At 42.1% G+C, this 19,724-nt stretch carries 17 protein-coding genes; 4 read left to right on the forward strand and 13 right to left on the reverse strand.

Going from position 1 to position 19,724, the window contains the following annotated elements; translation table 11 throughout:
• Window positions 1-8: 8 nt before the first annotated feature.
• The 11 genes from DYU05_RS13595 to DYU05_RS13640 form a co-directional block, all read right to left on the reverse strand.
• Window positions 9-287, reverse strand: a complete 279-nt coding sequence (locus DYU05_RS13595) for a hypothetical protein (protein WP_117383650.1) — start codon at window positions 285-287, stop codon at window positions 9-11.
• A 2-nt stretch (window positions 288-289) separates the two neighbouring features.
• Window positions 290-2,359, reverse strand: a complete 2,070-nt coding sequence (locus DYU05_RS13600; RefSeq protein ID WP_117383651.1) for a prolyl oligopeptidase family serine peptidase — start codon at window positions 2,357-2,359, stop codon at window positions 290-292.
• A gap of 79 nt (window positions 2,360-2,438) precedes the next feature.
• Entirely contained in the window at window positions 2,439-3,716 is a 1,278-nt protein-coding gene (locus DYU05_RS13605; RefSeq protein ID WP_117383652.1) for an MFS transporter, read from the reverse strand.
• A 3-nt stretch (window positions 3,717-3,719) separates the two neighbouring features.
• Window positions 3,720-3,944 (reverse strand): hypothetical protein, encoded by a 225-nt coding sequence (locus DYU05_RS13610; protein WP_117383653.1) that lies wholly within the window; start codon window positions 3,942-3,944, stop codon window positions 3,720-3,722.
• Between the two features lie 2 nt (window positions 3,945-3,946).
• A complete protein-coding gene (locus tag DYU05_RS13615) occupies window positions 3,947-4,570 on the reverse strand; it encodes a TetR/AcrR family transcriptional regulator (protein WP_235854021.1) in 624 nt (207 codons plus the stop codon).
• A gap of 704 nt (window positions 4,571-5,274) precedes the next feature.
• Entirely contained in the window at window positions 5,275-6,588 is a 1,314-nt protein-coding gene (locus tag DYU05_RS13620) for an MFS transporter (protein WP_235854022.1), read from the reverse strand.
• Window positions 6,589-6,657: 69 nt separating this feature from the next.
• A complete protein-coding gene (locus tag DYU05_RS13625; RefSeq protein WP_117383654.1) occupies window positions 6,658-8,037 on the reverse strand; it encodes a M20/M25/M40 family metallo-hydrolase in 1,380 nt (459 codons plus the stop codon).
• Window positions 8,038-8,081: 44 nt separating this feature from the next.
• Window positions 8,082-10,190 carry an ATP-dependent DNA helicase RecG gene (recG, locus tag DYU05_RS13630; RefSeq protein ID WP_117383655.1) on the reverse strand — a complete coding sequence of 703 codons (2,109 nt, stop codon included), beginning with the start codon at window positions 10,188-10,190 and terminating at the stop codon, window positions 8,082-8,084.
• 10 nt (window positions 10,191-10,200) lie between these two features.
• Entirely contained in the window at window positions 10,201-10,581 is a 381-nt protein-coding gene (locus tag DYU05_RS13635) for a RidA family protein (RefSeq protein ID WP_117383656.1), read from the reverse strand.
• A 12-nt stretch (window positions 10,582-10,593) separates the two neighbouring features.
• Window positions 10,594-10,740: a DUF6728 family protein gene (locus DYU05_RS21150; protein ID WP_165852078.1), complete on the reverse strand. Its 147-nt coding sequence runs from the start codon at window positions 10,738-10,740 to the stop codon at window positions 10,594-10,596.
• A gap of 72 nt (window positions 10,741-10,812) precedes the next feature.
• Entirely contained in the window at window positions 10,813-12,153 is a 1,341-nt protein-coding gene (locus tag DYU05_RS13640) for an OmpA family protein (RefSeq protein WP_317127856.1), read from the reverse strand.
• Between the two features lie 247 nt (window positions 12,154-12,400).
• On the opposite strand from DYU05_RS13640, the gene DYU05_RS13645 reads away from it, so the two are divergent.
• Window positions 12,401-13,696: an aminopeptidase P N-terminal domain-containing protein gene (locus DYU05_RS13645; protein WP_117383658.1), complete on the forward strand. Its 1,296-nt coding sequence runs from the start codon at window positions 12,401-12,403 to the stop codon at window positions 13,694-13,696.
• Here the strand turns inward: DYU05_RS13645 and meaB are convergent.
• Window positions 13,684-14,571, reverse strand: a complete 888-nt coding sequence (gene meaB, locus DYU05_RS13650) for a methylmalonyl Co-A mutase-associated GTPase MeaB (protein ID WP_117383659.1) — start codon at window positions 14,569-14,571, stop codon at window positions 13,684-13,686. The two genes, DYU05_RS13645 and meaB, sit on opposite strands and share 13 nt — an antisense overlap.
• An 81-nt stretch (window positions 14,572-14,652) precedes the next feature.
• Between meaB and DYU05_RS13655 the strand changes: the two genes are divergently transcribed.
• From DYU05_RS13655 to DYU05_RS13665, 3 genes are all read left to right on the forward strand, one after another.
• On the forward strand, window positions 14,653-15,606 hold the full coding sequence (locus DYU05_RS13655; RefSeq protein WP_117383660.1) for a glycosyl transferase family 90: 954 nt from the start codon (window positions 14,653-14,655) through the stop codon (window positions 15,604-15,606).
• The gene (locus DYU05_RS13660; protein ID WP_235854023.1) at window positions 15,599-16,576 is read left to right on the forward strand and encodes a glycosyltransferase family 9 protein; all 978 of its coding nucleotides are present in this window, start codon (window positions 15,599-15,601) and stop codon (window positions 16,574-16,576) included. The genes DYU05_RS13655 and DYU05_RS13660 overlap by 8 nt, the downstream gene beginning before the upstream one ends.
• Window positions 16,577-16,646: 70 nt before the next feature.
• Window positions 16,647-18,479 carry an ABC transporter ATP-binding protein gene (locus DYU05_RS13665; protein ID WP_117383661.1) on the forward strand — a complete coding sequence of 611 codons (1,833 nt, stop codon included), beginning with the start codon at window positions 16,647-16,649 and terminating at the stop codon, window positions 18,477-18,479.
• On the opposite strand, the gene DYU05_RS13670 is transcribed toward DYU05_RS13665, so the two are convergent.
• A complete protein-coding gene (locus DYU05_RS13670; RefSeq protein WP_117383662.1) occupies window positions 18,476-19,723 on the reverse strand; it encodes a glycosyltransferase family 4 protein in 1,248 nt (415 codons plus the stop codon). The genes DYU05_RS13665 and DYU05_RS13670 overlap by 4 nt on opposite strands.
• Window position 19,724 lies beyond the last annotated feature (1 nt).

Below are 19,724 nucleotides of genomic sequence, written 5' to 3' on the forward strand. Positions count from 1 at the left end.
AACGATTATCAATTAATCAAAATAGTTAAGCCAGCAGCTTGTTCTAATATTGTTAAATCCGGGTCGGAATGCGATAAAATATATAATCCAATACGAAATATTCCTTTGATGTTAACCGCTTCTACTGAACTAATACTGTAGCTAAATTTTTCATCGTCAGAAACTAACTCAAAGGTATCCCCTTTATTTAGTTCACCTTCAATCAATGTACCGATGATAACTTTCTCGCGATTGATCACGTCGAAAATAGTACTGATGTTGAACTTAGCCTTAGTGTTGTTGGACATGCTTACATTCCTAGCTGGTTCATTACATACTCAAACGTAAATGTCCAGTTTTTGATGGATTGCTCGGTGCTTTGCCCGCTGCCATGGCCGCTGTCAAAATCCATGTGAAGAATAACCGGGCTTACCTGGCCCGGGTTGTTTTGTACAGCTGCCACAAACTTCTTGGCGTTCATTGGGTCCACGCGTGTATCGTTAGCGCCGGAGGTTACCAGCATAGGAGGGATGTTCACACCTGCCCGTATATTGTGGTATGGCGAATAACGCAGTAACCATTGAAATTGCTCAGTATCTTCAGCTGCACCATATTCAGGTATCCAGTAGCGTGCTATCAGGAACTTATGGTATCGTAGCATATCTAATAAAGGAACCTGGCACACAATGGCTTTAAACAGGTCAGGGCGCTGGGTTGCCGCAGCACCCATCAGCAAACCACCGTTGCTGCCGCCCATGGCTACAATCCTGGTGGTGTTGGTGTACTTTTCTTTTACCAGCCACTCGGCACAGGCATAAAAATCGTCAAAGCAGTTTTGCTTTTTAGCCAGCATGCCATCCAGGTGCCATTGTTCGCCAAACTCGTCGCCACCGCGTATACCCGGCTCAACCAAAATACCACCAGCATTAATGAAGGGCGCATAAAAACCCATATAGCCCGGCTTTATGCCCGACTGAAAACCTCCGTAAGCAGTAAGCAATACGGGATTGTTACCATCCAGCTTAATGTCTTTACGGTGCACCACAAACACAGGCACACGTGTGCCATCCTTGGAATTGTAGAATTTTATTTCACCAACAATATTGCTCATATCCACAGGTAAATGCCTTTGATAGAACAAGCGCCACTTGTATTCTTTCGGCGAGGCAACGTAAGTTTTTGGTGTGGAAGTAAACGTTACAAGCGATATATAAACAGAATCTAACTCCCGGTCGTAACTAACGCTGCCGATGCTGCCTTTTTCGGGCAGGGGCATAGCACGCAGCTTTTTACCGTTTAGGTCATAGATAGTAAGACGGCTCACCAAGTCCAGCTTATCTTGTACAATAATGCTGTTCTTAGTTACTACGCAATTTTCCATTACTGTTTTGCCTTCAGGTATAAGAGTTTTCCAGTATTTGTAATCTGGCTGCGCCTTGTCGGCTATCATGAGTTTGTAGTTCGGCGCATTGTCATTTGTCATTATGTACAACTTATCGCCAATGGCATCCGGGTATGCCGCAAACTTTTTGCTGCTGTATATCTGCTTTCCTTCTTTAGCGCTGCCGGTGGGGCGTATTTTAAGTGTGTTTGAGTAAAAGTCACTTTCGCCGCTGAAGGTAACATCGCTGTAGCGGTTATCGTAAATGTAGTAGCTGTTCTTGGCGTCGGCTACGGTACCTATAAACACGGCTTTCTCAACCGGATCGCCCACCTTCAGCAAATAGGTTTTAAGCGGATTTTGCTTGTCTACATCTTCCTGGCTGCGCAGGGTAATATAGGCATGCTGCTGGTCACGCGTCCATTGAAAGCCGAAAATGTTATGTAAGGGCGGCAATAGCTGCTTGCCTGTGCGGGTATCAATAAAATATACTGTGTTTACTTCGGCACCACTTTTTTGCGCGTTTACCGCGGCGCGCTCACCATCATAAGTATAATTGATGCCGGTAGTAGACGTCTTACCCGTACTGTCCAGCTGTACCGGATCCCAGATCAATATCTTTTTACCATTAAGAATGGTGTAGGTTTTAGATTGTTTATCGCCTTTAAGTTTTACCGTTTGGAAAACGCGTTTGCCCACATTGTTCAGCGGGCCTTCATAGTCCATGTTGATGTAAGCTGCTATTTGTTCCTGCAGGCCTGCATGTACCTTTTGAGTTTTGGCCAGGTATTCAACACCATAATCATGTTGTTTTTGGGTCCACTCTATAACTTTTTCATCTTTCTTGTCTTCCAGCCAGCGGTAGTTATCAGTAAGGACAACGTTGTGCAGGGTGTCAACGACGGGAATGGCTTTGGTTTTAGGCGGATCGAATTTAGTTTGGGCGTTTGCGGCCATAGAAGCAGATATAATGGTAGTAACAAGCAGAAGCTTTTTCATTGTTTAAAGCATTAAGGGATGAGGTAGCTAAATATAGGTATTTAGCACAACAAGGTCCCTTAATGCTGCAACAAAAAGCCTATAGCGCCTCGTGAACCGCTGTTGCTTCCGGTATTACTACTTTATCGTTTGATCTTTTCTTTTTAGTAAGATTATCTACTCTTCTCAATAAGAAGATGCTCACTACCGAGATCAGTACTATGGCATAACCAACCCAATTGTAGTGTTGCAATGGGCTTCCCTTAGATGCCTGTACTACAATTGAACCACTGATAACCGCGCCAACACCACCAGCTATTTGCTGCATAGAGGCGTTTATGCTCATGAAAGCACCACGATCGCTCATCTCTGGTATAGCGCTCACAAGGGCTCCGGCAGGAACCATACGGCTCATTATACCCATCATCATCAATACGTTAAATATAACCACTTGCCACAAAGGGGTACGACCTAGATTCGTATAAAGCACACACATGATCATCATCCAAACGGATGCGATAGCGTATATGGTGAATTTATCTTTCTTATCGCTCATTTTGCCTATCATCGGCATTACTATAAGGCCGCTTATGCCGGCAACCATTAGCAATATGGTAAGCTGATCGTAGCTAACACCCAGGTTATTCACCGCGAATGCGCTTCCAAAAGGCATCATCATGTAACCGCCTATAGACATAAGGGCTGTAGCTGCAAAGCCAACACGGTAGTTGCTTTTGGCTACAGTATGCCACAAATGTTTAAAGGCCGACCTGTCCTGCTGGATAGCTAAATGCGCGGTAAGCGGCTTCAGGTAAACAGCAATCGCGATAAAGATAAGCAGGCTTATTGCAGCAACCATCCAGAAAGGTGCCTCCCAGCGCCAAAGTGTAGCAATATAAATGCTGATAGGCACGCCCAATACCTGGCTTGCACCAAACCCCATCTGTGTAAAGCCCATCACGCGTCCACGCTGCTGTAACGCGAAAATGTCAGTTATAATAGCCATAGATATAGAGCCGATAACACCACCAAATAACCCAGTTATGATGCGGGCGGCCAACAACGCAGGGTACGACTCTGCAAAACCGCAGAATATAGTGCCGATAATAAATCCACTGTAAAAAAACAGCAGGAGCTTTTTGCGGTCGAATTTGTCTGCAAAACCGGCTGCCAGCAAGCCGGACAGACCCGCGCTGAAAGCATACGCAGATACAGCCACACTAAACGCAGCAGGTTTAAGGTTGAGTGATTTCATGAGCATATCGCCCAGCGGCGACATTACCATAAAATCGAGTATAACTGTAAAGCCGGTTATAGCTAATATAAATATTACGAATTTTTGGTACCTTGTAAATGGTACCGCTTGTTGTTGTTCCATATGTTAGATTAATTCACAGCAATTGTAGCCGTGTTGATTTATCAATTTAATTATTTGCTGGTGGTTTAAGGTAGCAGAGACAACCCTCAGCACCCTGTCCTCATCTTCCAGGTCGACACTTAATTGCTCAACGCCATTTAAATTGCGCAGCATTGCACATACCGCAGTCTTGTCGGCCTCGCAGCTGATGTTGGTTTTAAATAGCAATATGTTATCGAAGTTTTCCATACCTACTTTTTTAAAGCTTTTATAACCATTTCAAATGTCTTCCAAAGCACCTCGTCAGTCATTTTAAAAGGCATCCCGCCGAGGCTTTGGCCTTCATAGTCAAATCTGGCAAGCGAGTAAAGCGGCGAAAACGCAATGGACCAGTAACATTCAAACGGCATCTTTTCTATTTCGCCTCGTTCTATAATATTGTGCATGAACTTGCTCATTACCTGTTTAAAGTCCTGAAGAAAACCTGTCAAAAACTTTTCCTGGTAGCTTGAACTGCGCAACTGATCAAAAAACATATTTAGCTGAGGATGCTCTTTCATAAAGCGGTAACGGTTTATCCATTGTACGCGCAAACCTTCTTCAAAAGACATCTCGGGGTCGAAGTCGCGTATCAAGGCTTCGCTGAAAAGTGAACCTCCATCAGCGGCTATGTTGATGATTAGGTCGTCCCGGTCTTGGTAATAGATGTATAAGGTAGCTACAGAGATGTTGCAGGCTTTAGCTAGCTTATTCATGCTAAAGCCTTCCAAGCCGTTATTTACGATCAGCTCAATGGCTTTTTGCTTTACAAGTTGTTCTTTGTCGATATTTCTGGACCGCATAGCTATTGCAAAGATAAATGAATATTCATTCATTTATAACACTTAAGAAAAAAGATTTACGCTAAAGGATCGTGGATGATTTATGGATATATAGCAGCAACAAAGGAGTTGTTGTGCTATTACATTTTGTGATAAGGTTTAGGATTGATGTAAAGATATGGCGACAGGGCGGATAATCATATACGTATAACTACCTGATTTTCCCCTCTTTTTTTAGGGTGAAAACACCTGTTGTATAAAGGTAATTTGATTTGTACGTAATGGTGGTACAATAACTGTGAGCAAAGTTTGGGATGTACAATGACTGCGGAATTATTTGTCGATATCCCGTATTGTAGCTGTTAGCTAAACTGTTAGTGCATACAAACCTAAGCGCCCTGTATCCGACTGGTATAAGATCCTATGACATAAGATTTTTTAAAGCAGCTACGGCATTCATATCTTTTGATTGGAAGCCAAAATAGCAATGTTTTCATCCACAAAGGTCTGGCGGTGCGATAGGTAAGTATACCATTGGCGCATTTTGGGCATTTGCCTTTACTGTTGTTGTTTGTTTGCATAAGGGGTCTTGTAAACAGTTAACGTATAGCAGAGGAGTAATGCAGTATCCTGAAGTTTACAAGCTGCAAAACCGTTGATCAAATATAACCAATTATAGCTTTTGGGAATAAAAAAAACCTATAAACTATTAGTAATAAGTAATTTACTTGAGTATAGGATACTTTGATAATTTATAATTAAGAGTTTTGTGCAATTTGAGGGGCTTGTATTTCTTGTAGCGAAAGTGGAATAAGTTTTTTGGTTTTTAAAAAAGTAATTGTTACGATCAGCAGGGTCATGCTTCCGCCAAATATTACCGCAGGTATAGTTCCAAATAGCTTTGCCGCCATGCCAGACTCAAAATCGCCGATTTCGTTTGATGAACCAATAAACATAGAGTTTACGGCAGATACCCGTCCACGCATCTGATCAGGTGTAAGCAGCTGCATTAGCGTACCTCTTATAATCACACTCACACTATCGAAGCTACCTTGCATAAACAAAAAGGCCAGGGATAGGTAAAACTCACGCGACAAGCCAAAGCCAATTATAGCAACTCCAAAGCCTGCAACTGCTATCAGCAGATTTCGCCATGGCCGTGTAACGGGAGAGAAGCGAACCATAATGAGCATTGTAAGCGCAGCACCAAGAGACGAAGCCATACGCATTACACCAAGACCTTCGGCACCTACATGCAGTATATCCAATGCGAATACTGGTAATAAAGCCACCGCTCCGCCAAAGAACACAGAAAAAAGATCCAGGCTCATGGCGTAAAACATGATCTTATTGGTGAATACAAAATTGAGGCCTTCTTTAAGGCTTTTCCAGATGTTTTCTTTTGGTACAAATACCGGCGGAAACTTACGAAGCCTGTACACAAGTATTAAAGAGATAAGCATAAACAACAAGATTATGCCGAAGGTTGCAGTTATGCCGCTTAACCCTTTAATAATATGTGGCGCAAAGCCGTAAACAAAGCCTCCAACAAAAGGACCAAGTATAGATGCTATTTGCCAGGTAGAGCTGCTCCAGGTACTACCGTTAGGATAAAGCTCCTTTGGAATACTTTCCGCGTAGATAGTAAAGGTTGCCGGTCCGTAAAAAGCACGAGCCACACCATTGCAAAATATCATAGCATATAGTACGGGCAAGATCCAGCCGGGATGAATGTAGCTGTGCATGTTGTTAAGCGTAACCAAGAACATGGTAAGTGCGGCCAAACATACCCCCGAAAATATCAACAGCAACATTTTACGCTTTTCATATTTATCAGCCACATAACCACCGTAAAGCGCTATGCCAACTGCGGGAACTGCTTCTGCAAGACCGATAAAAGCCAGGGCAATTTTGCTGTGTGTTAGCTCGTAAATATAGAAGCCAAGCACCGTTGTTTGCATTTGATACGCAAACGTGAAAAAGAAGCGCATGCCAACGTAAGAGCGGAAATCTTTATAGCGTAGAGCGGCAAAGGAGTCCACCTTTGTTTTTTTGTCTGTATCGTCAGCCACGTGGTAGAATTTATGGTGCGGCGCAATTTACAAACCAACCCTTAAAATAAGTAGGTATACTTTATTTAATTACAGCCCGTGCTGGTCTATAAGATATACCATTGCCGCTATAGATGCTGCACCAAGTTCCAGCTCGCGTTTATTTACATTTTCAAAAACGTCATTAGGAGTATGATGAATATCAAAATAGCGCTGGGAGTCTGGTCTGAATCCCATAAGAACAATTGAAGGGATGGTTTCTTTAAGCGGGCCAATATCTGTACCGCCACCACCTGAAACAAGCCGGTCTGCTTCGTAAGGTTCTAAAAGTGATTTGAAGTTGTTATTGATGTCCTTTAGCTTGGCTGCAGTTACCCCCTGGAAGCTAAAGCCGCGTGGCGTGAATCCGCCCTCATCTGTTTCTAAAGCTACAAGGTGGTCTTCTTTGTTTTGAGCGGCAACTTCCGCATACTTTAACCCCCCTTTATGTCCGTTTTCTTCATTCATAAAAAATACTGCCCGTACGGTGTTCTTAGGTTTATAGCCTACAGCTTTAAATATCCTGAGCACTTCTACTGACTGCATTACGCCGGTACCATCATCATGAGCACCTTCTGCCAGGTCCCACGAATCCAAATGGCCTCCTACGGTTATGATTTTATTAGGTTTTTCAGTTCCCGTGATTTCGCCTATTACATTGTACGATCTTACATCAGGTAGCAACTCGCAATTTTGCTTAAAGAAGAATTTAATCTGTGGCAGCTTGCGAAGCCTAAGCATATTGCTCAGCTTGTTAGCTGCAAGGGTTGATATTGCTGCTGCCGGTATTTTACGGCCGCCTTCTTCATAAACGGTTCCGCCGGTGTGCGGGTAATCGTCTAGCGCAGGGGTGATAGAACGCACAATAGCGCCAACTGCGCCCAACTTAGCCGCTGCAGAAGGACCGGCAAACCGTTGAACACCCGCTGCTCCGTAACCTTCACCAGTCTCTATATATCGCTGATCAAACGGCCCGTTAAAGAAGACTATTTTACCCTTTACAACACTTTCTCCAAGTGTCTCAAGTTCCTTTAGGCTTTTTACTTCAACAATCGTTGCGGTTACTCCGTCCTTGGGCGTTGCAACAGACATCCCCAACGCAGCTATAGGTACAGGTATGCGTGTTTTGCCATCAATGATAAAGCCTTGCTCTTTGGCGCCGCGTACCCAATGCGGCACCATAACCTCCTGGAGGTAAACTTTATCGAAGCCGTAACTGTCCATTAGCTTTTTGCTCCATTCTACCGACTTTTGCGCGTTAGCAGAACCACTTAACCGCGGACCTATCTTTTTGCACAAATAACGTAGGTTCTCGTAAGATTGACCGTTTACCAAAGCTTCGTCAAAAAATTTACGTATGGTAACGGAGTCCTGAGCTTTAACAGATGTTACAACAGAAAGTAAGAGAATAGCGGAGAAGAACTTCTTCATGATGTGTAATTAACCAATTTGGTAATAGTTCCCTAATATAGCTGTCAGGAAATCTTATCCCAACTTAAACCAGCATTTTTTGACTGAAAAGCAGCTTGTAATATGTGGTGCTCGGGTAAGGCGAGCTGAGGGTCTCGGGCAAAGATGTCTTCCACACACTGTCGGGCTTGAATTAGCAACTGCTGATCCGTAGCCAGATCGGCTACTTTAAGGTCGAGCACGCCGCTTTGCTGCGTGCCTTCAATATTGCCCGGACCACGCAACTGCATGTCAATTTCGGCAATTTCAAATCCGTTGTTCGTTTTTACCATGGTGTTAAGGCGTACACGGCCATCGTTGCTAAGCTTATCTTTGCTCATTAATATACAAAACGACTGCTCGGCTCCTCTACCAACACGCCCGCGCAACTGATGCAGTTGAGACAGCCCAAAACGTTCGGCATTTTCAATAACCATAACCGAGGCATTAGGCACATTTACGCCTACTTCAATAACTGTAGTAGCCACCATTATATGCGTTTCGCTCTTTATAAAGCGTTGCATTTCAAAGTCTTTATCGGCAGCAGATAGCCTGCCGTGTACCACGCTAATGCGGTACTGTGGCAAAGGAAATTCGCGGGACATGATTTCCACCCCATCCATAAGGCTTTTCAAATCCAGTTTCTCACTCTCCTCAATTAACGGGTATACCACATAAATCTGTCGACCTTTTGTGATTTCCTGCTTCATCATGCCAAACATGCGAAGACGCTGGGCTTCATAATAGTGGCGAGTCTCTATCGGCTTGCGGCCGGCGGGCAGTTGATCTATGACAGACACGTCCAAATCGCCATACAGCGTCATTGCAAGCGTACGGGGGATAGGGGTAGCTGTCATTACCAATACATGGGGAGGAATGATGTTTTTTCGCCAGAGCTTTGCCCGTTGTTCTACACCGAAACGGTGCTGCTCATCAATTACTACCAGCCCCAAATTTTGATATTGTACTTTGTCTTCTATTAGGGCATGCGTACCTATCAGTATTTTTAGGCTGCCATTTTCCAGCTTCTCATGGATAATCTTACGTTTTTTTTGTGGGACGGATCCTGTCAGCAATGCAATTTCCAGGAACTTATCTCCTATAAGCGAGCTAATAGTTTGATAGTGCTGGTTCGCCAAAATTTCGGTAGGTGCCATTATGCATGCCTGAAACCCGTTGTCTATAGCTATCAGCATGCTCATTAATGCAACAACAGTTTTACCACTGCCCACATCACCCTGCAGCAAGCGGTTCATTTGTACGCCCCGCTGCGTATCGATGCGAATTTCTTTTAGAACTCTTTTTTGAGCGTCGGTAAGTTCAAAAGGAAGTTTGTTGCTGTAGAAGTCATTGAAATAGTGCCCAACACTCGCGAAGACGTTCCCTTTGAATTTTTGAGTGCGTAATAGTTTGTTCTTAAGTAGTTTTAATTGCAGGAAGAAGAGTTCTTCAAACTTCAGGCGGTAAGTTGCCTCATTAAGCTGGGTTTGATTGTCCGGAAAGTGGATGTTCTTGTAGCTCTCTGCACGACCAGCAAGCTTAAATTTGTTAAGAATATACAGCGGAAGATTCTCTTGAATGTCCTTCGCATGCATGTCAAGCAAAGAACTAATTAGCTTTTGCAGGCCCTTGCTGTCAAGGCTAAATTGTTTAAGCTTTTCTGTAGAATTATATGCAGGCTGCAGGGTAAGATTGCCCTTTTGTTTAAACTCCTTTGATGAGTATATTTCCACTTCCGGGTGAGCCATCTGTGGCTTTCCATTGAAAGATCCAGGCTTTCCAAATAGAACGTAAACTTTGCCGGGTACCAGCGTTTTCTCAATCCATTTTATTCCCTGGAACCATACCAGTTCTATATACCCGGTATCGTCTTTGGCTTGCACCACCAGCCTCTTTGTATGTTTCTCTCCAAGTACTTCCTTGCTTACCAATCTTGCAAGCACTTGTACATAAGGCATTTCCGGATTAATGTCCCTTATCTTGTAAAAACGGGTTCTGTCAATATATTTATAAGGGAAGTGCTTAAGCAGGTCTTCAAAAATGAAGATGCCTAACTCTTTTTTTAACACTTCGGCACGGGCAAGGCCTACTCCTTTTAAATACTCAACCGGAGTTTGAAAGTGCTGGCTGTTCAACGCGGGTATTTTAGGATTTTGCTGCTACTACAGAAATCTCAACATTTACACCTTTTGGAAGACCAGACACCTGTACTGTTTCGCGCGCAGGAAAGTTTTCAGTGAAATAAGAGCCATAAACCTCATTTACCTGAGTAAAGGTTTGCATATCTGTAAGGAAAATGGTGGTTTTAATAATATCATCGAAGCCTGCGCCAGCTTCCGTTAAAATACCTTTTAGGTTTTCCATTACCTGCCTGGCTTCATCAATAATCCCGGTGTTAATGATCTCGCCTGTTGCTGGATCCATAGGTATTTGCCCCGATACGTAGAGCAATCCGTTAAAAGCAACCGCCTGGCTGTATGGACCTATAGGTGCAGGAGCATTTTGGGTATTTATAATGGTTTTCATGATTGTGCTTAACTATTGCTTGTGAAGGATAAAGTATTTAATTAACACCCATATTATACCAAGCAGAAACATGATAATAGCGATGGCATTAATGGTATGCATCACTTTAAGATTAAAGTTGGTTGGCCTGTTAGGGTCTTTTTTCCTGAAGAAGTACATATCACAAAATTAGTAAAAAAAAGAAAGCCCCGGGTTATCCGGGGCTTTCGATAATATTATTTGCTAATATTATTATTTCTGTTTGAAAGATACACGACGGTTAAGTACGCGACCTTCTTCAGTTGAGTTGTCAGCAATTGGGTTAGTTTCACCGTAACCTTTAACTTTCAATTTAGATGCAGATACACCAGAGTTAACTAAGTAAGTTTTTACAGAGTTAGCACGGTCACGTGATAATGACATGTTGTGAGCAGCAGTACCTTCAGATGAAGCGTAACCAGCAATCTCAACAGTTTTACCAGATGAACGTAGGTCAGCTGAAGTAGCATCTAACACAGGGTAAGATGAAGTACGTAATACTGAGCTATCGAATTCGAACTGAATGTTGCTGTAAGCAGCACCACCGTCAGTAGAAGCAGTAGAGTCTTTAGGGAAGTTGATAACGCAACCAGCACCGTCAACTACGCTACCTGCAGGAGTGTTAGGGCATTTGTCAAATTGATCAGATACACCGTCACCGTCAGAATCTTTCTTAAGATCATTAACTGCGTTTTCAACGTTAGTTACACGAGTTTTAAGAGCTTCAACTTCCTGGCGAAGAGCAGCATCGTACAATTCGTCATACATCATAGCTACTGGATTCACCCAATCAAGGTTCGGTTTGCTTTTGCTACCGATAGTCCATTCTAAACCACCGTAACCGTAAGACCATTTGTCTTTAGTAAAGCCTTTAGTGTAAGTAGCGTCAAAGTTATCACCGTCAATGAAGTTCATAGTATAACCTAAGTTAAGAGCCCATGAATCGCTCAGGCGGAATTTAACACCAGCACCAACTGGAATAACTAATTCTTTAACAGTTCTCAGGTCAGCGTTTCCATTGTCTTGTTGCGCTGGGCCAGGATTTCCGTTTGCATCATTAGCAAAGTAGAAATAAGATGAAGATGGACCATTTTGAGCAACTGCAGGATCAGCAGTGAAACCTGGTTTGTAGAATACTAAACCAGCACCAGCTGTTACAAAGAAGTTAACTGAGTTTTTACGACGAAGGAAGTCGATAGTAGCAACGTTAACAACGCCGCTTAAAGTTGCATCGTAAAATTTGGTTGAAAAACCAGCTCTCTGACCAAATGCAACATAGTTGTCATTTGCATCTTCGTTGTGGCCTTTTACTTTACCACCGTGTCCGTCTAATTGTAAGCCGAAAGAGTGGGCCAATTGCCAGCGTAATGATACACCGTAACCGTAAGAGATGTTGTAATCTGTCCAGTCGTTAGTTCCGCCGATAGCGATGAATGGTGAAGTAACACCACCATTGATACCAATGCTGAAAGTTTTGTACTGTCCCCTACCGCCAAATACCTTAGCGGTGGTTGTGCCAGATGACATTGTAGTGTCGGTTGACATTGTTGTCATAGTAGTTTTGGTAGTGTCAGTTTGAGCACTAGCAATTCCAGCAGTCAACAAAGCAGCGAACGATAATGCAGCTGTTTTCTTTAATGTAGAATAATTCATAGTTTTTAGATTAAACGATTTAATTGTGATTTTTTTCAAAATTAGTAATTATGTTTGAAACGATTACCAAACTTTGTTCCAAAATTCACAATATCTACTACAATCAATAAAAATAAATTGTTTTTATTAAAATTAATAATTTGTAATAATGAAATATCTGCCTGTAAATGAACAGCTATTTACAAATAATAGAAAAAATTTCGTTTCGCGATTAAAGCCCTCCTCTATAGCTATATTTCACTCCAATGACGAATTTCCCCGCAGTGGTGATCAAAACTTCATTTTTAAGCAAAATCCTGACTTTTTTTACCTGTCTGGCATCGATCAGGAGCAAAGTATATTGGTATTGTACCCTGATTGTCCTAATCCGCTATACAGAGAAGTACTATTTTTAAGACAAACCAGCGAACATATAGCTATTTGGGAAGGACACAAGTATACCAAGGAAGAAGCAAGGCAAACATCGGGTATACAAGCTATTTTTTGGCTGCAGGATTATGAAAGTATATTGCACGGCATAATTAACTATGCAGACAATATATATATAAACAGCAACGAGAACGACAGGTACAGCCACACAGTTCCATATCGCGATATGCGGATGTACCAGGAACTTCGTCTGAAGTATCCACTACACCACTACGAACGCTCCGCACCAATATTAAGGGATCTCCGGGTAATAAAGTCTGATATCGAAGTTGAGCTCACGTCTAAAGCATGCGCCATTACACGTGACGCTTTTATAAGGGTACTTAAGTTTACCAGACCTGGTGTTACTGAGTACGAGATAGAAGCAGAAATCATCCACGAGTTTATACGACAGCGTGCCACCGGGCACGCTTATAACCCAATTATTGCGTCTGGTAACAATGCTAATGTGCTTCACTATATAGAGAACAATCAGGCCTGCAAGGATGGCGATGTAATACTGTTGGATTTTGGTGCAGAATATGCCAACTATAATGCAGATATGACACGCAGTATACCCGTAAGCGGCCGTTTCTCTGAACGTCAGCGTGCGGTGTACAATTCTGTTCTTCGCGTTATGCGTGCTGCAACTCAAATGATAGTAGCCGGTACAATATGGAATGATTATCATGACGAAGTCGGCAAAATTATGACAAGCGAGCTAATTGGCCTTGGCTTGCTTGACCGGCACGACGTTGAAAAGCAAGACCCTAAAGCGCCTTTATACAAAAAGTACTTTATGCATGGCACATCACACCATCTTGGTTTAGACGTACATGATTATGCCAGCAGGTACAAACCATTTGAAGTTGGTAATATACTAACCTGTGAACCAGGAATATATATACCGGCAGAAGGGTTAGGTATACGTCTTGAAAATAACATTTTGATTACCAAAGACGGAAATATAGACCTGATGGCCGACATTCCGGTAGAGGCCGATGAAATTGAAGAGATTATGAATCAGGGCAAGTAGTTGTCAACAAAACTATAAAGATTAAACTCCTTTTTCTTTAAAGCTTCAGCAATATCTTGCTGGAGCTTTTTTTTGTCTATTGCAGCCATTAACCGTTGCTGTATTAGGGTGTATGCTTTTTCAGACAGTAACAGTTCCCTGCGGGGTGTTGAGCGTTTGTTACTGCTTATAAAATCAGTAATCTCCTTTATACCCTCCTGCTTTGAACCGATGGCTTTTATTATGGGTGTTTTGCTATTGTTTTGATGAACGATCTTGGTTAGATTGTTTATAAACATATCAGCACCGTCTCGATCTGCCTTATTAACTATAAATGCATCGGCAATTTCCATCAGTCCCGACTTTATATTCTGGATCTCGTCGCCCCCTTCGGGCACCAACACCACAAGCGTCTTGTCTGCCAGGCCGGCAACTTCAACTTCAGATTGCCCAACGCCTACTGTCTCAATTATGATATGGTCAAAACCAGATGACCTTAGTACATCTGTCATTTCAATGGTTTTAGCAGATAATCCACCAAGAGACCCACGGGTGGCGAGAGATCTTATAAAAACGTCCGGATGGTTAAAGTGTGCAGACATTCTTATCCTATCGCCAAGTAATGAGCCAAAGTTGAATGGTGATGTGGGATCAATCGCCAGCACAGCAATCTTTTTACCTGCTTGTAACAGAACGCTGATTACAGCATTAACCAACGTGCTTTTTCCAGCACCCGGAGGGCCGGTAATACCCGTTATAGATACCTTATTATTATAACTAAGGTTCTTGAGGATGTCGTCAGCGCCACTAAGGTCGTTTTCGACAATAGTAAGTGCACGCGCTACCTTTTTAAAATCGATAGGATTTGATGTTAATTTGGTAGCGTCGGTGTTCATCCCTGATATTGTTGTCTAAACAAAAGTATCATCTATTTGCAAAAGTTTGGCTTGCCATATAGTTATATTTGCCAACTGTCAATGTCATTTGGAGGAAGTATCAAAAAAGTTAAGGCATTTTACTACGTAAAAAATATTTTACGGCAGGCAGTACCTTCTGTATTTTACCGGAGCACTTTAGCAAGCAAACTGAACAATCAAAGGTTTGATGAGCAGGTGTTGATTAACCGTCTGAATTATTATAATAAACTGAATAAGATTACACCTGTAGGTTCATCAGCAATAACGCTGAACGAGATGCCGATATTTAAGAGTCCTAAGGCTTACAACTTTGATACATATGAGTTTACCAGGTACTTTAATAAAGGATTTAAAGCTAACTTTTTGTTTGGAGACGTCACCCATGTTGCAGATGTGCCTACCATCCAAAAAAGCAGACCTATAGGGCTGGACAACCACAACGCGGTGTTATTAAAGCTTGATAAGAACCGGCATTTTAATTTCATAAAGGATAACAAACCATATTTAGAAAAAAAAGACCTTTTAATTGGCAGAGGAGCGGTAACTCAACCGCACAGAATTTTGTTCATGGAAAAGCATTTTAACAACCCTTTCTGCGATTTAGGTCAGGTAAACAACGCCGGGGGAGATGCGAGATGGATAAAACCAAAGTTGAGCATAAAACAGCATCTACAGTACAAGTTTATCCTAAGCCTGGAAGGAAATGATGTAGCAACAAACTTGAAATGGATAATGTCTTCAAACTCTATTGCTGTTATGCCTAAGCCCAGGTACGAAACCTGGTTTATGGAAGGTAGGCTGATTCCTGACCATCATTACATTTTAATTAAAGACGACTACTCTGATCTCGATGAAAAGCTTACTTACTATTTGGCGCGACCACAGGCTGCTTTGAATATCATCGGCAATGCAAAGAGCTTTGTTAAGCAATTCCTTGACAAAGAGCAGGAAGATATCATTTCGTTATTAGTACTTGATAAGTACTTCCAATATACCGGGCAAAAGGGTGAATAAGCTTTCTCACATATTAATAAGCCGTACCGATGCTATCGGCGATGTTGTTCTAACACTACCTGTTGCCGGATACCTAAAGGAGCTATTTCCAGGTATTCGGGTATCCTTTTTAGGAAAGGCTTATACAGGACCTGTAATTAAGTGTTCGGCATATGTAGACGAATACATAGATTATACTGATCTGCTTACAATGGCTGCCGACGAACAGGTAAGCATTCTTAAATCTAAGAACATAGATGCAGTAGTACATGTATTTCCTAATAAGCATGTTGCCCATCTGGTAAAAAAAGCTGGTATAAAATTAAGAATAGGTACTACAAACCGCGTTTTTCATTGGTTTACCTGCAATAAACTGGTAAAACTGAGTCGTAAGAGATCTGACCTGCATGAGGCACAGTTAAATCTGATATTACTAAAGCCACTTGGACTTAAGTTGGTGCCAACACTAAAAGAAATAGTAGCTCACAATTTGTTTAAACCGACCGTACCACTACCTGAAACGCTGGCAAGCTTATTAAGTACATCAAAAAGGAATGTCATTTTTCATCCCCGTTCTAACGGTAGTGGAGCTGAGTGGAGTTTGGAAAAATTTAAGCAGCTTGCAGCCATATTGCCTCAGGACAAATTTCTAATTTTTATTACCGGGTCTGAGAAGGAGAGTGTTCTGCTTAAAGAATGGCTAAAAACGTTACCGTCAAACGTGACGAACGTTACCGGACAAATGTCATTAGATGAGCTAATAGCATTCATTTCTAAAGTTGATGGCCTCGTGGCGTCGGGCACGGGGCCGTTACACCTGGCAGCTGCCTTAGGTATAAATACCATTGGCTTATTTCCCGCAAAAAGGCCAATCCATGCTGGCAGATGGGCACCACTGGGCAAAAAGGTTTCTGTGATAGAAAGTGAAGGGGATACACTTGATAGTATTCAGGTAGACACGGTGAGTGAAAATATAACGTCGTGGCTATAATTTATGGGGCAACAAGCGTTATTAAAGCAACGCGCAATTATTTTGTAACTTTGCTCACTTATTCTTTTTAATGAAGACCTATTTTCGTCTGCTTTCGTTTGCAAAACCAATAAGCAGATTTGCCGTACCCTATATTGTTTGTACACTATTATATGTAATTTTTAGTACAAGTGTTGTTGTACTCATCGGCCCATTGTTGAATACGCTTTTCCATATTGGAGTTGACAACACAACTGCTGTGCAGCCCTCTGGTGAGTTGTCTTTATTGGATCTTTCCGGATGGTTTAAATACTACTTACATCACTTTTTGACTGTATATGGTGAATGGACCGCGCTTAAGTTTGTTTGTGCTGTTTGTGTAGCCTCGGTTTTCTTGGGTAATTTGTTCCGGTACCTCTCGCAGCGTATAATGGAAAACCTGCGTTTATACACCCTCTTAAATTTACGTAAAGCAGTGTTCAGCAATGTAATGAACCTGCACTTAGGGTTTTTCAATAACGAGCGTAAAGGGGATATCATCACAAAGGTAGCGTCTGATGTTCAGGTTGTACAGTTTTCAGTCACCAGCACATTACAAGTGGTATTTAAAGAACCGCTGCAACTCATCGGTTTCCTGATAGCGTTGTTCTCAATGTCAGTAAAGCTTACTCTTATATCGTTGCTAGTGCTGCCACTCTCAGGTTTTATAATTTCTCGTATTGTAAAACGTCTGAAGGCTCAGGCTATAGCGGGTCAACAATCTTACAGTAATATGATCAGCTATCTGGATGAGGCACTATCCGGCATGAAGATCGTTAAAGCATTTAACGCTACAGATTTTGTTAAAGATCGCTTTAATGAGGAAAACATTCGGTATTCCCAAATAGCCCGTTCCATGGCTAAGCGGCAGCAATTGGCCTCTCCCGTGTCTGAGGCACTCTCTATAACAATGGTATCTGTAATTATGCTTTATGGCGGATATATGATTTTTAATCATACGTCCGGTCTAACTCCCGGAGGGTTTGTTGCTTATATAGCGGTGTTTTCACAGTTAATGCGACCAGCCAAGGCCATAACAGATTCATTTAGTAACATCCATACCGGGATAGCCGCTGGCGAGCGCGTGCTTGAGTTAATTGATATTAAGCCCCAGATAACAGATGCGCCCGACGCTGTTGAATTAAATGATTTTCAAGACGCAATAAGATTTGAAAAAGTAAGTTTTTCGTACGGTGAACGAACTGTTTTATTCGGGGTAGATCTAGTTATACCTAAAGGCAAAACAGTTGCATTGGTAGGTCCTTCTGGCGGTGGAAAGTCTACGATGATGGACTTAATACCGAGATTTATGGACCCACAAGAAGGTTGCATAACTGTAGATGGCAATGATATTAAAAGAGTGACGACTAATTCACTTCGAGCATTGATGGGCGTGGTAAATCAGGAGTCAGTATTGTTTAACGACACTATTTATAACAACATTGCGTTTGGAAAAAAGGGGGTAAAGTCTGAAGAAGTAGAAGCAGCTGCAAAAATTGCTAACGCTCATAACTTTATTTTGGAAACTGATAAAGGGTATGACACTAATGTTGGTGACCGCGGCGCCAAGCTATCCGGAGGGCAAAGGCAACGAATTTGCATTGCAAGAGCAGTTTTGAATAATCCTCCCATAATGTTGCTGGATGAGGCTACGTCGGCATTGGATACAGAATCTGAAAAGCTGGTGCAGGAGGCGCTAAACAACTTAATGAAAAATCGTACTTCGGTAATTATTGCACACCGTTTAAGTACCATTCAAAACGCGGACATAATTGCCGTTGTAGAAAATGGCAGAATTGTCGAGACTGGATCACATAACGAGTTGATCAGCGCTGATGGCCTTTATAAACGGCTGATTGACATGCAGACCTTCAACGCTGATTAATTACTTTCAGTTATGTAGTTGATCGCATTATTAAACTTTTCCTTTACGACAGGCCAGGTGTAGTTGTTTTTTACATACAATCTCGCACGTTCCGCTAACACCGTTCGGGTTTGGTTGGAGTCGTTTAGTTTATTTACCGCGGAGGCAAATTCAGTATAATTGTAGTAGGAATAGCCGGCTTTACTTGCGTTGATATGGTCGTTGAGTACCTCACAATGTCCATTTACAATAACCGGAATGCCATATGCCATGCTTTCCAGTGTAACCATAGAAAGGCTTTCGTAGAAGGACGGCATAACAGACGCCAAAGCGCCTTTAAGCAGGTTGATCTTCACATCTTCTTCGGCAAAGCCCATGGTAACAATATCAGGATGTGACGGAATCTTCATAAATGCCTGTCCAACCAGCACCAACTTGATGTTACCGGCATACTCTTTTTTATATCTTAGAAAGTGGTTAAACATTATCTGGCAGCCCTTTCCTCCATCAACTCGTCCTATGTAAATTAAATAATCAGAGTTTGAGCCGATCAGCTCCCATGGAGATAAATGTTGGGCCGGTTCATGCGCCTCTATACCGACGCCAGCAATGTCAGAGTAAATAGCTTCATTACCGAATAGCCGATTAACAAAGTTTTTTTCACTTGCAGTATTATAGATTATCGCCTTTGGCATTTCAAAGAACTTCCTGAATAAAGGAAAGTAAATTGGCGGTTCGTCATGCGCTGTTGGTACCAGGATTGACTTTTCCGGAGCCACCCTTATTCCGAAAATAGTTGGATAATACAGGTAAGTGAAAAATATAAGCGCGTCATAGCCAGAGTGGTTGTTTTCCAAATAGTGAACAAGTCCAGGTATATACGGGCCTTGCCATTTTACCCATTTCTCATTGTCTTCTTCGGTCACTTTTTCCGGTAAAATCCTTTCATAAAATGGGAGCAACCCTAAAAACCGCAATACTTTTTGATATGGTTTACGCTTTTTTAACTTTCGTGTAAGTGATCGAAATCTTTTCCAGTCTCTGATAGTGTTGGATGGGAACCTTTTAACCGGAATCCCATTAACGATAGTTTCACCTTCTGGATATTCATCTGCCCAGGTAAGATAGTTCTTTGCGCATGAAGTAAGCACTTCTACGTCATAATCATCTGCAAGGTGTTCGGCCAATATACGGCAGTGATACTCGGCACCGCCGTTTACTTCCAACCCGTAGCGTTGTACAATAAATGCTATTTTCTTTTTCAAG

Source organism: Mucilaginibacter terrenus (assembly GCF_003432065.1).
GTDB lineage: Bacteria > Bacteroidota > Bacteroidia > Sphingobacteriales > Sphingobacteriaceae > Mucilaginibacter > Mucilaginibacter terrenus.

What these genes read in the sequence shown, in the direction of transcription:
- DYU05_RS13595 (WP_117383650.1), bottom strand. Translation starts at nt 287, where the DNA reads ATGTCCAACAACACTAAGGCTAAGTTCAACATCAGTACTATTTTCGAC.
- DYU05_RS13600 (WP_117383651.1), bottom strand. Translation starts at nt 2,359, where the DNA reads ATGAAAAAGCTTCTGCTTGTTACTACCATTATATCTGCTTCTATGGCC.
- DYU05_RS13605 (WP_117383652.1), bottom strand. Translation starts at nt 3,716, where the DNA reads ATGGAACAACAACAAGCGGTACCATTTACAAGGTACCAAAAATTCGTA.
- DYU05_RS13610 (WP_117383653.1), bottom strand. Translation starts at nt 3,944, where the DNA reads ATGGAAAACTTCGATAACATATTGCTATTTAAAACCAACATCAGCTGC.
- DYU05_RS13615 (WP_235854021.1), bottom strand. Translation starts at nt 4,570, where the DNA reads ATGAATGAATATTCATTTATCTTTGCAATAGCTATGCGGTCCAGAAAT.
- DYU05_RS13625 (WP_117383654.1), bottom strand. Translation starts at nt 8,037, where the DNA reads ATGAAGAAGTTCTTCTCCGCTATTCTCTTACTTTCTGTTGTAACATCT.
- DYU05_RS13635 (WP_117383656.1), bottom strand. Translation starts at nt 10,581, where the DNA reads ATGAAAACCATTATAAATACCCAAAATGCTCCTGCACCTATAGGTCCA.
- DYU05_RS21150 (WP_165852078.1), bottom strand. Translation starts at nt 10,740, where the DNA reads ATGTACTTCTTCAGGAAAAAAGACCCTAACAGGCCAACCAACTTTAAT.
- DYU05_RS13640 (WP_317127856.1), bottom strand. Translation starts at nt 12,153, where the DNA reads ATGACAACAATGTCAACCGACACTACAATGTCATCTGGCACAACCACC.
- DYU05_RS13645 (WP_117383658.1), top strand. Translation starts at nt 12,401, where the DNA reads ATGAAATATCTGCCTGTAAATGAACAGCTATTTACAAATAATAGAAAA.
- meaB (WP_117383659.1), bottom strand. Translation starts at nt 14,571, where the DNA reads ATGAACACCGACGCTACCAAATTAACATCAAATCCTATCGATTTTAAA.
- DYU05_RS13655 (WP_117383660.1), top strand. Translation starts at nt 14,653, where the DNA reads ATGTCATTTGGAGGAAGTATCAAAAAAGTTAAGGCATTTTACTACGTA.
- DYU05_RS13665 (WP_117383661.1), top strand. Translation starts at nt 16,647, where the DNA reads ATGAAGACCTATTTTCGTCTGCTTTCGTTTGCAAAACCAATAAGCAGA.